7 protein-coding genes and 1 pseudogene are annotated in these 15,443 nt (G+C 42.7%); 6 read left to right on the top strand and 2 right to left on the bottom strand.

Annotated elements, in window-relative coordinates:
* The first annotated feature begins 432 nt into the window (after positions 1–432).
* The gene (locus tag LG003_RS16935; protein WP_158537774.1) at positions 433–1,134 is read left to right on the top strand and encodes a helix-turn-helix transcriptional regulator; all 702 of its coding nucleotides are present in this window, start codon (positions 433–435) and stop codon (positions 1,132–1,134) included.
* Positions 1,135–1,641: 507 nt separating this feature from the next.
* Here LG003_RS16935 and LG003_RS16930 read toward each other — a convergent pair.
* Together LG003_RS16930 and LG003_RS16925 are read right to left on the bottom strand one after the other, a co-directional pair.
* Positions 1,642–1,986, bottom strand: a complete 345-nt coding sequence (locus tag LG003_RS16930; RefSeq protein WP_112878032.1) for a hypothetical protein — start codon at positions 1,984–1,986, stop codon at positions 1,642–1,644.
* Positions 1,987–2,728: 742 nt separating this feature from the next.
* Positions 2,729–5,632: an RHS repeat-associated core domain-containing protein gene (locus LG003_RS16925; protein WP_262981225.1), complete on the bottom strand. Its 2,904-nt coding sequence runs from the start codon at positions 5,630–5,632 to the stop codon at positions 2,729–2,731.
* Between the two features lie 2,281 nt (positions 5,633–7,913).
* Here LG003_RS16925 and LG003_RS16920 point away from each other — a divergent pair.
* From LG003_RS16920 to LG003_RS16900, 5 genes and pseudogenes are all read left to right on the top strand, one after another.
* Positions 7,914–9,044, top strand: a complete 1,131-nt coding sequence (locus LG003_RS16920) for a LuxE/PaaK family acyltransferase (protein ID WP_112878030.1) — start codon at positions 7,914–7,916, stop codon at positions 9,042–9,044.
* A 1-nt stretch (position 9,045) separates the two neighbouring features.
* Positions 9,046–11,451, top strand: a complete 2,406-nt coding sequence (locus LG003_RS16915; RefSeq protein ID WP_262981224.1) for an acyl-CoA reductase — start codon at positions 9,046–9,048, stop codon at positions 11,449–11,451.
* A 29-nt stretch (positions 11,452–11,480) separates the two neighbouring features.
* A complete protein-coding gene (locus LG003_RS16910; RefSeq protein ID WP_262981223.1) occupies positions 11,481–12,752 on the top strand; it encodes a phenylacetate--CoA ligase family protein in 1,272 nt (423 codons plus the stop codon).
* Positions 12,753–12,754: 2 nt separating this feature from the next.
* Positions 12,755–13,672: a GNAT family N-acetyltransferase gene (locus LG003_RS16905; RefSeq protein ID WP_262981222.1), complete on the top strand. Its 918-nt coding sequence runs from the start codon at positions 12,755–12,757 to the stop codon at positions 13,670–13,672.
* Between the two features lie 343 nt (positions 13,673–14,015).
* Positions 14,016–15,443 (top strand): annotated as a pseudogene (locus LG003_RS16900) (S-type pyocin domain-containing protein); the annotation flags it as partial.

Below are 15,443 nucleotides of genomic sequence, written 5' to 3'. Positions count from 1 at the left end.
TATTTGCGCTATGTATGATGTTAGACACTTACTTCAACCTTGTTTCGGCGTAATGCATCGAACATTTATTCTTGACAGATTTTGGTAATTATGTAAGACGGCAATAATATTTTCGTCAATCCTGACAATTGAGGGCTATATTAAATATAGGATTTCGAGTTGATGGTTTTATAGAGAAATCTCGCCATTGTTCCATGATAGATAATTAAGAATAAATAGCTATACCCTATGGATTTCAAGATGCATCGCGACGGCAAGGGAGCGAATCCCCGGGAGCATAGCGAACTATGCGACCGGGGTGAGAAAGCGAAGCCAACAAAGAGGCAACTTGAAAGATAACGGGTATATATTGGGTAACTGGCTAGTAACTCAATACTATTTATTCAGTAAAGCCTTTCCTATTTGATTTTTATTAAAATGAGGAGTACGGAAATGTCAAGAACCGAAAGACTTATAGTATTATTGCAATACTTGAGACAAAGAAGGTATCCTGTCAGTGGTAAATTACTCGCTAGTGATTTAAATGTAAGCTTGCGCACGCTTTATCGAGATATTGCTTTATTAAATAGTCAGGGGGCAAATATAGAGGGTGAACCCGGTTTGGGCTATATATTACGGCCCGGATTCATGTTACCTCCTTTAATGTTTACGATGGATGAAATTGATGCCTTAGTTTTGGGCAATAAGTGGGTTATTGAACAGAATGATGTTGTTTTGGCTAAGTCTGCTCATAGCTTTATATCTAAGATTGCCGCAGTATTGCCTGAAGAACAGCGTGATCAACTATATTATTCGCCAATGTTTGTAAAAACAGAAGGTTACAGCAAAGTTACAAATAATAACTTAATGTTATCTGATATCAGAAGAGCGATATACCATAAATCAAAAATAGTGATAACTTTTCTTGATTTAAATAATACACATACTGTGAAGACGACCTGTCCACTGTCGGTCTTTTTCAATAATGAATTCTTTTTAGTTTCTTGGTGTGAATTCAGTCATAATTTTCTTAAGTTACAAGTAGGAAAAATAGAGAAACTGGAAGTATTGTCTGAAAGATATATACAAGATAGAATATTATTACTAAAAAAATGGAGTGAGAAAGAGGGATTGTCTGATAATAATTTACCCTAAATAAATGATTACGGATGAGTAATTTATATGGGTATTTATCCTATACATGTTTAATTGTTCTTTCTATTAAGTATATAGTTGCAAATATAGAGTAAATTCTGATGATTATCTGGACTTTCTGCTGAGGGTTCGAAAAGTTTAGTGATTTTATTGGGTTTGCTAAAATTCGGTTTTGTTTGCTAAAAATTAGGGGTGAGCCCCTTAAAGGATCGAGTGGACAAGAACGATTATTAGGAAAAATCCGCCCTAGAGTGCCGATTGTGAATGGTAGGATAAATCACTTAATTTGGTAATCTGGGGCAACGAACAACATAGGCGAGCTTGTGATTGAGGATAATAAAGTTCAAGAATTTTCCCAGGGTAAGATTTTAATTCGATTAAACAAAGATCGTGATGCCATCACGATCTTTGTTTTGTCGACTTGCGAGCTTGTTTTTATGTAAGAGTGCTATCGATATTTTCCACATGATGCATTTTTCTTACATAAATAATGAAGTGGAAGAAAAGCTACCATTTCCATGCATCCGGGCTGGTGCCAGTGGGTAATACACTAATGCCAAAATCGCTAATCACAACAGCGACATAGATATCATCGTCATAACAATTTAATTGATATCTTCTCCCTTTTGCCGTCCATTGCCAATAATCATTTTTCCAACTTTCTGGATAGAATTCTTGGATAAGTGAAGCGGTTGCTGGATGTAACCCATCAACATTGAGAGTGCTCGTATTTCCAGAACTGCTCCAAATCACATCACCGATTAAGTTTTCATTGGTAAGATTAATAACGAAAAAATAATGATTATTAATTCCAAGCATTTCACCTTTTTCTTTTTCTTCAGTTTCTCTCATCTTCAACTCCTGGTTAATGGATAAAATGGATGATTATTATAGAAATAACAATAGTTTCTCTGATATTTCTATTTTTATTGTGATAAATGCAATAGCCTAACTAATAATTACCATAGGAATATAACCATAATAAATATATTTTTATTTGATATTGTTTTGTTTGGATGATTTTTATTGATCTGTTAGTTACAGTATTTTATTACTATTCTGGATGGTTTGTTGCCTATGAAATAATTGCATTTATGAATAGTAATCATAAATTATATATACCCTATGGATTTCAAGATGTATCGCGGCGGCAAGGGAGCGAATCCCCGGGAGCATAGATAACGATGTGACCGGGGTGAGTGAGTGCAGCCAACAAAGAGGCAACTTGAAAGATGACGGGTATATAATGTATTTTTATATTAGCGTGAAAATACAGAATATAAAGTATATCATCATGAATGTTTTACATGAATATTAAGTGAAGGTTAATTGTACATTGGAAAATGGTTTGACTTGATGATGTTGAAATTCATGAAGTCACTGTTGATTTGTCAGCCATCGGTTGTTCGAAATTTACATTGAAAATATCGAAGAAATAAAAGATTCTATCTCTCTTTTTTTATATTTTTTAACAGTTTGTTATCTTGTTTTTTTATTCATGGCAAACATGGTAGGAATGGCATAATCAATATGTCTACGCCTGATCCTGTAATGGGAAAGAATATTTTTAATATTCTTTCCCTGGATGAAGTTATTACGCTACAGAGTATCTACGTGTCATTCTTCTGTAATTTTCTACTCTTCCTGTCATGACATTTTCTATGCCAGACAATATTCCAGAACAATTATGACAAGCAGGGAAATCTTGATTTGTTGCACCAACGAGTCGTTGTGTGAATATGTAGGTCTGACTCAAATGACTTGATATATTTCCTCCATTTTTAGAAAATTCAGTGACCATATAATTTAAGGCTTGTACTTCAGCATGCAGGCCCGCAATACCGGCCATTTTAGGTAAAATGTTTTTGTTTTCCTTAATATGTGTTTTGATCCTCTGTTCAACTAGTGGGTGTAATGCAGAGCCTGATTCTTTATACGCTTTTTGTATACCCGCGATAAATTCTTTTTCATTAGTAACACGATAGCTACCAAGATCCATATTTGGCCTCCAACGTTTGGAGGTTTGAAGTTTATTGGGGTGGTACTGTTCGAAACCGGGCTTCGCTTTTTCGCTGATAAGTTGCACACCAGGGAAGGTATTTTTTGCACCTAAGCTACCACTCAGATTTAAAAATTTATCTTTATAGGTAGTATCATGCATAATACCTGCATGGGCCGCATATCCTTTGAGTTTTGCGTTGGTGTATGTCATTTTTTGGGATTCTTTTATTCTCTGTTTTTGTTTCTGTTTTACTTCATTTGGTGTTTTCGCATCTTGCTCTTGCTGTTTCATTTCCTCTATTTTTTGCTCATTTCTTTCTGTTTCTTTTAATATTTCACCTGTGCTTTTGGTGAAATATTTGTATCTCTGCTCAACTCTTGGATTTTGTTTATACAAAAGTGGTGAAATATCAGGTTTGTTTTGCGCAATGGCTAGATCAAGCCAGTCTAAACTTGAGAGCCCCATATTATCTGCAAGCGTAACTGGGTTATTCATCACCATACAATAGAGATTTAATCCATCGATAGTACCGGCCGGGTCCGCACTTAGCCATCTTCCCACCCACGGCTGATAATACCGATAGCCGTAATAATACAGTCCGGTAGCATCCCGCTCTTTACCAGAATACCGGATCGTTTTGTAACTGGCTTCTGTCTGGTTTCTTGCGGCCCATAGCGCTGTACTGCCAAATGGATAGTACTCTTCTTGACTGATAATTTGCCCATCACTATCTAGCTCAAGCTGGCTGGAGCCAATTAGATTGTCATAACTGTAACGTACCTGATTATTGTTGATATTTTCCGGTTTGCCGCTCTCCCAGTGTAGAACCCGCACTTGTGCGCGACCGGCTTCGCCCACTGTAATAATCTGCAACTCTTCCGTTGTGGTAGCACCGTTTTGGGTTGTACGTAGTTCTAATCCTGACAAGTAAACGACTCGTTGTTGCCGGAGGATATTCTGCGTTTGCTGTTCACTGACTTTTAACAGCCGCATCCCGTCGTTGCCATAGCGATACCACTCTATGTCGCTGCCACTGTCGGTGTGGTTATCCCGTTTTACCGGTGTCATCTGTTGTAGTTCACCTCGTGCATTCCAGTTTAGGTTTTGTCCCGGTAGTAATGTCTCCTGATGACCACCTGCCTGAAACAACGCATCCACTTTGGTCGGGTCAGTGGTTAAGGTATTCAGTACCGCACGGTTGCTGCGGTTCGAGACGGTTATGTCTGTGGTGTAGTTGTTTTGGCTCGCGGGTGAGCTATGCCGGATTTGGGTCAGGTTGCCACCAAGGTCATAGGCATAAGTACGGGTGTAATTGGTATAAGTGTTGTTATCGGAAGGTAGTGCTGTAGAGGGGAGATTCTGATTCTGCTGGCCGATATTCGCCATTTCGCGTCCTGTTGCGCTAATAAGCTGATACAGGGAATCGTAGGTATAGATATTCTCTGGCACCATTTTCTGATTGCGCCAGAAGCGGGTCGCTTCTGCATCGTTACGGAGACTGATTATGTTGCCAACCGGATCATATTCATAACGTAAGTCTTGCAAAGCCTTGCTATCGGTTGAACGACGGGTTGTGATACTCATCAGTCGCTGGGTTTCCGGCTCGTAAGTATATTCGGTGATGATACCGTTACCGTGCTCTTCGCGTAGTTTTTGTCCTGCGGCTGAATAGGTTAGGGATTTGATAATCACCTGCTCACTCTGGCCTTTCACGGTTAGCCGACTGCCTTTCAATTGTCCAGCCACATTATAGGCCAGATGCTGGATGTTTCCTTTGGCATCGGTTTGTGTCAATAGAGCACCGGTAGCATCCGTTTTGTTTTCGGTGGTGTATACATCACTACTTAATTTCTTATCCCAGATCTTTTTATCATCCCCGAACCAATCTGCTTCTTGACCATCAACCAGTAGCTGACGGGATTGTGATAAAGCCGCTCCGGTCAGGGAAACTCGATTCAGTTGGGTCGCTCCTGCTGTATCGTAGTGATGTACACACTGACCAGCAAGATTTTGGTCTTTTTCTGCCGATGTGTTTCCAGCCCAGATGAGACGTTCGGGGATATGGGATGCCCTTTCCTCTGGCTCTTGTTCGGTTACGGATAACAGACGACCGGGCAGAGAGTTGTCTTCATATTGTCGGGTCTGCTTGACACCCGTTGCAGTTACAGTCAGGACAAGACGGTTTTCAATATCATGAAAAGTGACAGTATTACCCGCATCGACACTCTCTGTACGTAGGACGTTGCCCGTTAAATCATACTGCCAGAGAAAATTGGGTTTTACCGAGTTATCTTTCTGCCAGGCGTCATACAGGCGTGGGTCAATACTTTGGCGTAGGTGTCCGAGAGCATCATACTGATGACGGGTAATACGGACGTCAGCATTCTCTTCTGCGGTAGCTCGGTGATAACGGATTTCACGGACATCCAGCCCACGGTTATCGTGAACAGTGATAGTGGGGGTATGTTGATAAGTTTTGGGGTTAAAGTTGTTCATAACTTACCTCTTTAGTTGTGTGGAATAAATTTTTGTCTGTTTAGCAGCGGATGAATGCTAAGTTCAGCTTCTCCATGTCATGAGGGTAATCTTTCTTCTGAGATACCAACGATATGCAGGGGGTCAGGAGATAAGCAGGAATAATCTCATTCAGAAGTATGCTGCTCAAAGGTGCTGCTGCAACCGAATAACGGTAACAAGTATAGGCAGACGAGTACAAGTATCGTAAAAAACAGCGCCAGGATCTTTTGCTATTGCTCATAGCTGTTTTTTCTGCCAATAGGTTAATTTGCCAAAAAGGAGAAATAATCTATCCTTATTTAACATATAGTTGCGTACCGGGAAATATTAGTTGGAAGTACGGTTATCTGTTATAAGGGTGAGTTATTTTATTGGTTAAATAATTTTTGATATTTATCCATATATGAAATTTGGATTGGTTAATCTGGTGTCAATTAATGACGCCAGACTGATCGGGTGTATCGAATTTTCGTGTCAGGTAGACATTATAATGAGGATCACTGACTTAAACTTCATCTTATGTGTCATGATGGAATAAATCCATTGTGTCTATACGGTATCGTAAGATACTTTCTGAATTGAATATTCTAATGCAATAAAACATAATTTATTAAATTTACTGATAATATTGGCCTACCAAATGATTTTATTGGATGATCTAACTTTTCTAAAGCGATATACGATTTTAATTTTCAATTCAATTAAACTGAATAATGTCTGTAGTATAGGTCTTATATTGTTTTGAATGTTTTTACAATGTAATTTTTCATTAAGATATCATTGTGTAAAATATAAATTGTCATAATCATTATACCCAATGGATTTCAAGATGCATCGTGACGGCAAGGGAGTAAATCCCCGGGAGCATAGCAAACTATGTGACTGGGGTGAGCGAGTGCAGACAACAAAGAGGCAACTTGAAAGATAACGGGTATATCTGGTTGTCGATTAAACTCATTAAATAAAAGCCATTTAAAATAATATGGAATTTATATTGCATTTATAAAATAATAAATTTGGTAAATAATGTAATTATTACACGAGTTAATGTAAAATAATGAAATGCATTATAGATTAATTAGTTTTCTATTGTTATTTTTACAATATAAATAATATTATATTGTAATCCTTGATTAAATTGTAAAATAAAGAATGGATATTGTAAGTTATAAATACAAATATTATATTTTTAGTATTATAGATTGGTATTTCATATAAAATTAAGTGTTATATTTTGTATATTTTAGATATTTAAAAAATAAAAACTTTTTGTTTTTTATTGAAATATCATTATATATAATGTTGCTTATTAGCAATTCTTATTTTGGTTGTTATTGAAATATTTTATTCTTCCCAGGAGTTATAATGGTTAACAAAGAAATATTAACATGAATGATTAGTAAAATAGGTAAAGTAATTATATAAAAGAAAATTTCTATCATGTGTATAGAAATATGTTTTTTATTTTTAATTTTTTGATGGATTTTTATGTTGATAAAAAAATTGATTGGTATTAGTAATATCAAAAATTGCTTACTTTTAGGTATTGTAAATACCGATAATATAAATGTAGGTCGTTAATTTTTTTCTTATTATGCTGTAAATAATTCTGAAAATTGCTCATCATTGAATAGAAATAGATCATGTGATTTTTTACCCGAAATAGTTTTCTCGTTGAAAATAATAAGTTTACTCCTTTGAATTTGATGGTTTTATTTTGGGTTTAGAGATCTTCCCTATTGGACAAATTGACCGAGAATAAAGAAATAACATTGTTGATTATCATGATAAATATTAATTACGTAAATATCGTGGAGATCTCAGTATTCTATTTTTTTAAATGTTAAATATTGACTATATACCCTATGGATTTCAAGATGCATCGCGACGGCAAGGGAGCATAGATAACTATGTGACCGGGATGAGTGAGTGCAGCCAACAAAGAGGCAACTTGAAAGATGACGGGTATAAATAATGATGTCTAAATTCGTCGATAAGGTTATTAAATATAAATTGGTTATTACATTAGCGTTTATTAAATCATAATTGTTGTGTTTTTATTGTTTTTCTTACAAGGAATTAACAAAATTAAATGTTAGTTTTATCAGAGCGGTGACCTGTTTTTATTTGGTTAAGGAGTTGTATTCAACATGTCATTATTTTTTTTTCGGCGGAATTTATTTGCCGGAGGTTGAAACAACGTACCTATTATTTTAGGGGCAGTAAATGCCCTTTTTTCTTTAATTTCTGGAGACGACTTTTGACCTCTCTTGCTTATGTTGACGCCCTTTGTGCGCTTGATCATCCTTATCGGGTCGATAGCGTTTGCGACCAATTATTTGATGCTGCCATGCGTGAGTTGACTCTGTACCACTGTGAAAATACTCCCGGTTATTCTCAGTGGTTGAAGGCTAACGATCTGGAAGTGGAAAGATTGGAGAAACTGGATGATTGGTCGCGTTTGCCGCCTATTTTCGCTAATTATTTCAAACGCCAGTTGTTGCTCAGTACCGCTGGTAGGAATGCATTGGAGTTGACCTCTTCGGGGACAACCGGACAAAAGAGCCGTATGCGTTACGATGTACGTAGTATGCGTGCAGCTCAAAATATGGTTGAACGGATTTTTGAGTATTACGGTTGGAATACGCCGCAGCAGCCTTGCAATTACTTACTGCTAAGTTATGAACCTGCCGGCACGGTTACGTTGGGAACCGCGTATACCGATCAGTATCTGTGTAAGTATGCACCGATAAACCAAGCCTGTTATGCATTGCGCCACAATGGAAAAAGCAATGAGTTTGATCCTTTTGGTGTGATCCGATCCTTACAAGAATTTGCGGCACAAGGGCTGCCGGTGCGTATCTTGGGCTTTCCGGCATTCTTGTGGTTCACACTGGAGCGGATGCAGGAAATGGGGTTGCCGCCGGTGCAGTTGCATCCTGAGTCACTGGTCTTTTTAGGTGGAGGTTGGAAAACGCACGCGGATAAAGCTATTCCAAAATCCTTACTGTATCAGCGTTTGGGGGAACAACTGGGTATTCCTGACGAGCGGTGCCGGGATGGTTACGGTTCGGTGGAGCATCCAGTGCCTTATGTTGAGTGCCGAAATCACCATTTTCATGTGCCGGTCTATGCCCGAACCTATATCCGCGATACAGCTAACATGGCGGTTCAACCCTATGGTAAGCCAGGTTTTCTGCATTTGGTATCACCTTATATCACTTCCAGCCCGGCACACAGTATTGTAGTGAGCGATTTGGCGGTGCTGCATCCGGCCGCTGAATGTGGTTGTGAATTAGCTACCGATTGGTTTGAGTTATTAGGTCGTGCCGGTACCAGTAAAAGCCGCAGTTGTGCGATTGCCGCTTCTGAGTTGATAAAGGAATCCTGAAATGTATTTAGTGAATGGTAAGGTTATCTCTGACTTGGAGCCCGCTAGCGTATTGGCGGAACTTAAAGGTAATTTGGCTGAGACGCTGGCTTGTCCCCCAAGTGTACAACAGGTATTGGCGTGTGCTGAGCGCTTCGTTGATGATCTCGATACTGTTGCTGTTAAGCTTGCGCTGGATACAGCCACTATCACCGCGTTACGTCACTTCTGTCATCGCGATTCTTTAGAGGCAAAGTTGCGGCACGAACTGGGAGAACAACCCTTTTCTCTGCGTCGCTTTGACTATACACAACCCCGTTTTGAAACTTGGCAACCGTTGGGATTGGTGGTGCATATTACGCCAGCCAACGCGCCTTTGCTGCCATTTATGGCAGTGTTAGAGAGCTTGCTAGTGGGTAATGTCAACTGGTTACGTCCTAGTAGCAGTGACCACGGCCTTAATGCGCAGATACTGGCTGAATTCCTACGTCATGACCTGAGCGGCACGTTGGCACCTTATATATCCGTGTTGCCTTTGCCGTCTGATCAATTATCAGAATTACTGGCCTGTGCTGATGCAGTATCAGCCTGGGGCAGTAATAGCGCCCTGACCGCTATCCGTAGCCAACTACGGCCCGGTTGCCGTTGGATAGATTGGGGACATCGTATCAGTTTTGCTTATTTGGAGCCGATGGCTGCCAGTGATGCTGATTACGATGCATTGACTGATGATGTTTGCCGTTTTGACCAACAAGCGTGTTCCAGCCCACAGTGTTTGTTGGTAGATAGCGCTGACGAGAACGTTTTACGGGAAGTCGTTGGTGCTGTGGCTGCCGCACTGGCACGACGTGCGCCAATGTGGCCAGCCTTACAGACAGACATACAGGAAGCGGCGGAAATCAGCAGTCAGATGGCATTTTTGAAGTTGGATCACACTTTTGCTGACCTGTGTGGCTCGATAGAAAAGGGCAATGGTTGGCGAGTAGCTTGGATACAGCGTCAAGAGCTTGCCCCATCACCTTTGTACCGTACTTTGCAAGTCCGTCCGGCGCCACGTGCACAATTGGTTGAGATTTTGTTGCCGTGGCGCGCCTATTTGCAAAGTTGTGCTTTGATCGCGAGAGAAAAAGAGTTGCCGATGCTGAGTCGCCAGTTGTTGGCCGCCGGTGTTAGCCGGATATGTCAGGCAGGTACGATGCATGATGGCTATGAGGGTGAACCTCATGATGGTGTTTATGCATTGACTCGGCTGGCGCGACGTGTCTCCGTTAGTTTGAAACCTGAACAACTGCCAGGCCATGTCACGTTGGATAAATGGTCGGCCAATCCGCCGGAACTGGCAGGGATTCCAGTGATGGATAAAGCAAAGTTTCAGAGCGGCGGAATGACGGCAAAAGCACAGGTGTTTTTCCGTAGCGGTGGCAGTAGTGGTGAGCCAAAGTTGGCGGGTTTCAGCCATCGAGATTATCACAGTCAAATGCAGGCTGCGGCAGATGGTTTGTTCGCAGCGGGTCTGGACCCATCCCAAGACCGGGTAATGAATTTGTTTTATGGCAGTAACTTATATGGCGGTCTGATGAGTTTCTTCACTGTGCTGGATAAATTATCTGTGCCGCATTACCCGATGGGGGGGCCAATAAACGATGATTTTAGCCAAATCAGGCACTTTATTGTCACTCAGGGAATCAATACGCTGGCGGGAATGTCAAGCACTATCCACCGATTGTTTGAATGTGAAGAGGCTGCGTTGCGCGCCTATGGTGGGATACGCAAAATTTTTACCGGTGGTGAGCATATTGGTGAAGAGCGACGTCGGTTTCTGTCCAGTTTTGGTGTACAGATAATTCAATCGGCGATTTACGGTTCCGTGGATGCCGGTCCGTTAGGCCATGCTTGTGCTTGTTGCCAAGAAGGGGAGTTCCATCTGTTATCTGATATTCAATGGCTGGAAATCTTGGCTCTTGATAGTGATCAGCCTGTTCCGACAGGGGAAAGCGGTCGACTGGTGTTTACCCCTCTGGCACGGGAAGGGCAGGTGGTCCAGCGTTATGATATAGGTGACTTAGGTTATTGGCTCCCTGGTCTCTGCGCCTGCGGATTACCAACGCCGCGGTTTAAACTGGAAGGCCGTCATGGTGCGTTATTACGGGTGGGTTCTATTTTTCTGAACCCAACAGAATTATCTGCCGGGCTACCGTTTCCGGTGCAGTGGCTGGTAGGGAACAACTCCAGTGGTTGTGATTATGTCCATATATTAGCCGACGGAGATGTTGATCAGGTACGTGTGCATCTGCTGCAACATAAGATGATGAACCAGGTTGTTAGTGGTGGCTTACTTCAATTGGAAGTTATCCCTACACCTGCTGGACAGTTCCATCGTCACCCGCAAAGTGGCAAAACGCCGCTGGTGCTGGATAGCCGATTCTGAGACCAATAATACTACTTTTTGGGTAAATCATGACATTATCACTACACGATCTGGTTGAATACGCCCGCAATCATGCGCCTTTTTTTAAAAATCTTTATCGTGATCTGCCGCGATCTGGTTGGGCGCTAACTGATCTGCCATTGATCAATCCTGCTGACTATTGGCAGCAATCGCAATCGCTGGAAAACTGGCCGGCGTTAACCGGCCCTGTTAACGGTGGTCATGTGTTTAAAACCGGCGGCTCTACCAGTGATGGTCGGATGTCGGTGTTCAGTTGTAGCGAATGGCGTGCTTTTGTACGCGCATTTGGTCAAGGGCTTGCACAGCAATTACAGCCTGGTGACCGTGTTGCTAATCTGTTTGTGGCTGGTGATTTGTATACCAGTTTATTATTTATTCACGGCGCCTTGTCCTATTCGCCGGTGCCGGTGGTGGAATATCCGTTTACCTGGTCAGTTGATGATCGGGCACTGGCCGATGCGATTGTCAGCTTGGGGATTAATGTTCTGGCCGGGGTGACGGTGCAACTATTACGTTTTGCCAGTACCTTGCAGCAGTGCGGTCAGTCTATGCCCGGCATTGATCGTCTGTTGTACGGCGGTGAAAGCCTGTTTCCAGAGCAATTGACACTGTTGAGTCACGTATTTCCTAATGCGCGTATTGGTTCAGTTGGTTGCGCCAGCGTTGATGCGGGTCTCATTGGGGCGGCGTCTCCCGATTGCTATTACGGCGAACATCGGGTTTTTGATACGGAAACCATTGTTGAAATCATTGACGAAGCCAGTGGTCAGCCGATTACGGCACCTGGCCAAAATGGCCTATTGGTTGTGACCAACTTGCAACGGAGTCTGATGCCGGTTATCCGCTATCCGACGGGCGACATGGCCTGTTGGTGTGAAGCGTCAGACCAGCCGCGCCGCAAATTCGCTTTGCAGGGGCGAGCGGGTAGCGCTCACCGAGTTCGGGTGTGCTCACTGTCCATTTTTCCTGACCATATTGCGCGTTTACTGCAACAGCAAGAGGGCATACTGGCTTGGCAGTTATTGCTGAGCCGTCGGGGCGGCATAGATAAGATAGAACTCTTGTTAGCTGGCGATTCATCACTGGCGCCATCTACAACATCAGTACATCAGACATTGTTGGCGGCGCAACCCGCTATAGCAGAGTTATGTGATCAGGGATTACTGCATATGGAGGTCACTTACTGCGCTTTGGAAAATATGGTCACTCATCCACGCTCCGGTAAGCTGATGCGGGTAGTTGATCATCGTGGTTATGGTGCTGAAGAGAAGGCAGCGTGAGCATGAATCCAGAAATACCATTAATTAGATTATTTCGGGAAGAGGATTCTACCGGTGTTAGTGCGTTATTTCGGGTTGTTTACGGCGAAGATTATGTCTACCCGGAAGTCTATTTACCCACCATGCTTGGCCGCTATAACGCGGCAAAACGGTGGTATTCCGCCGTTGCGGTACAAAATGGACAAGTGTTGGGGCATGCGGCGCTGTGGCGGGATGAACGCTGCTCATTAAGCGCTGAACTGGCGTTGATTGCGGTACATCCACAGGCGCGTGGGCAGGGTATTGCTACCGCTCTTGGGCGATATTTGTGTGATCAGGCCAAAGAAATAGGGTTAAGCATACTCACGATTAAGCAAGTGTCGTCACATAACTACAGTCAGCGTCTGGCCCAAAATCTGGGGTTTCACACTACGGGATTGTTACCGGACTATGTAACATCACCATTTGATCAGGCGCGACCGGAAAGCATCGTACTGGGTTGTTTACCTTTACAAAGCTGGCCGTTTCCAGAGTTACATTGGCCTTCCGGTTGGCAAAGGTGGTTGACATCGGTGACCCAAGTGTTTGGTCAAGAGCCTCTGCAACCAGAGGCGTTGGCTGATGCAGATATCCGTATAACCAATCATGGACGTCGGTTGGAAGTGTGGATAGAAAAGCAGACAACCGAGCGGGTAAAAGAGGTGGCGGAGTTACCGGCACACAAACTGGTCTATGTGAAACTGCCGGTAGGAGAAGGGACTCTTCAGGCAATAGAAATTTTGCAGCAGGCGGGATTTGCCTGTACAGGATTTGTGCCTGGTCATCATCACCATTGGGAAGCTTTACTGGTTCGTGGACATAGCAGGAAAGAGTTAGCCTTAAATTGTCAGTTTGCTCGCAGTTTGCACCAACAAAGCATGTTTGCTTGTGCGGGCGTATAGCCTTCCTGCAATTATTAGAAGTAATCTAGTGAAGTTCGTCGAAGCCTGAATAGTTTTACAGATGATTGACAAAGTGTTGGTCTTTCGGTCAGCACTTTGAACGGATATTCAATTTATTCGTGATTCTCATAATTGTTAATTAATTGTGTAAAGTTGTTGTAATTCATGGTGAATTGCGGGCGTTAATCCACCACATTTATCTAAATTTCAGAATATTCCTATATATTTTTAATTAAAATTCATTGCACTATTGAACGCTTATTAATCTATAAGTGGCAATAACATGATGATGATTTCAATTAGAGCCACTCTTCATAAGGTGAATCAATGGAGAAGTGAATAGATGGCAATAGGATATTTCCTGCTCGTTGGTGATAAAACAACTTGCGGCGGTCAGATTATTACCGGTGACCACACCATGACATTCAATGGGCGAGCATATAGTGATGCAGAGTTTCTCCTCGCCGACAAAGGAAGCGGGTAGTATTCAGCCAAAGCCGCCTGTAACGCCGACACCTCCGCCGCCGATACCGGTATTTACGAAGTCCTGCCAGCGGGGTAAAGGGTGTACCGATGCTGGAACTGAACCTGAACCGGCAGATAATTTTGGCAGAATGGCGATATATCAGGTGCCGTCATCTCCTACTCCAGTCACGGCGCAAGAGCCTGAACCACCTCCGCAGGACAAGAAACACCCGCCAGAACCGGATAAGCCGCAGGATAAAAAATAACCGTGGTATAAGCGGTGGTTTCGTAGTGGGAAAGATAATGCCGAAGCGGCTGCTACCGCTGTGGCCGCCACTGCCCGTAGCGCGGTAGCAGATGGCGAGACACTGGTGATGCGTTACATTGGTGGTGGCGCTATCAGTGCTGGACGCTGGCTGGCGGCACCGAATCCGGTAACGGTTGGGTTAATGGGGCTGTTTTATTCACCGTCTTTAAATCAGGGGGAAGAGGATTACTTAGATCCGTATCGCCTGAGACAGATAGCGGAACAGTACGGTAAAGCACCAACTCGTGTACGTTTTCGCTGGATCAGAGATGAAAAAAGCGGCAGGATGACGGTTCAGGGCTATCACGTCAGCCCGGAAGGCGGCCTGGATAAAGTGCCGGTTCGCATGATGACGCTGAATCGGACCACCGGTAATTACGAGTTCTGGGAGCCGGGAGAAACCCGGCCGACAATTTTATGGACGCCGAACGAGCAGGAGTTTCAGGTTCCAGCGCATACCGGGAATGAAGAACAGCCGTTTATTCCGTCGCAAATAACCGTGTTGCCGATCCCGGATTAAAGTAGGCAGCGATATTGAATCGTTGCCGATGCCGGAAGAGAAGGATTTCCGCGATTATATTCTGGTATTCCCCATTCCGAATATGCCGCCGGTGTATGTGTATTTGAGTAAACCGCCGGTGAAATTGTTTGAAGTGGATTTGTATAGAAATTTTGCGGGCAGGCTAAGAAATGGAACACATGCGGATCATATGCCTTCGGCTGCGGCTGTTAAGGCTTATTTGAAAAGATTAAATCCGAGGCTTACTGAAGGTCAGTTAGCAGATATGCAAAAGATGTTGCGGCTATTATCATCCCAGCGGAAATTCATCAGAAGTTCAGTGCAACTTATGGGGGGCGAAATAACCCGTCTCAAATAGAACAGGATGCAAAGGATCTAAGAATCGCAGTAGATCGTGATTTTAATACAATAAAGCCGGTGTTGAAGGACTATGGTGCAACAGAGGAGCAGCTTGAAAAAGCCAGATCGAAGATGCATAA

This window comes from Photorhabdus kleinii (genome assembly GCF_025384885.1).
Lineage (GTDB): Bacteria > Pseudomonadota > Gammaproteobacteria > Enterobacterales > Enterobacteriaceae > Photorhabdus > Photorhabdus kayaii.
The sequence above is the reverse complement of the archived record's forward strand: the minus strand, read 5'-3'. Positions and strand labels throughout refer to the sequence as shown.

What these genes read in the sequence shown, in the direction of transcription:
- LG003_RS16935 (WP_158537774.1), top strand. Translation starts at nt 433, where the DNA reads ATGTCAAGAACCGAAAGACTTATAGTATTATTGCAATACTTGAGACAA.
- LG003_RS16930 (WP_112878032.1), bottom strand. Translation starts at nt 1,986, where the DNA reads ATGAGAGAAACTGAAGAAAAAGAAAAAGGTGAAATGCTTGGAATTAAT.
- LG003_RS16925 (WP_262981225.1), bottom strand. Translation starts at nt 5,632, where the DNA reads ATGAACAACTTTAACCCCAAAACTTATCAACATACCCCCACTATCACT.
- LG003_RS16915 (WP_262981224.1), top strand. Translation starts at nt 9,046, where the DNA reads ATGTATTTAGTGAATGGTAAGGTTATCTCTGACTTGGAGCCCGCTAGC.
- LG003_RS16910 (WP_262981223.1), top strand. Translation starts at nt 11,481, where the DNA reads ATGACATTATCACTACACGATCTGGTTGAATACGCCCGCAATCATGCG.
- LG003_RS16905 (WP_262981222.1), top strand. Translation starts at nt 12,755, where the DNA reads ATGAATCCAGAAATACCATTAATTAGATTATTTCGGGAAGAGGATTCT.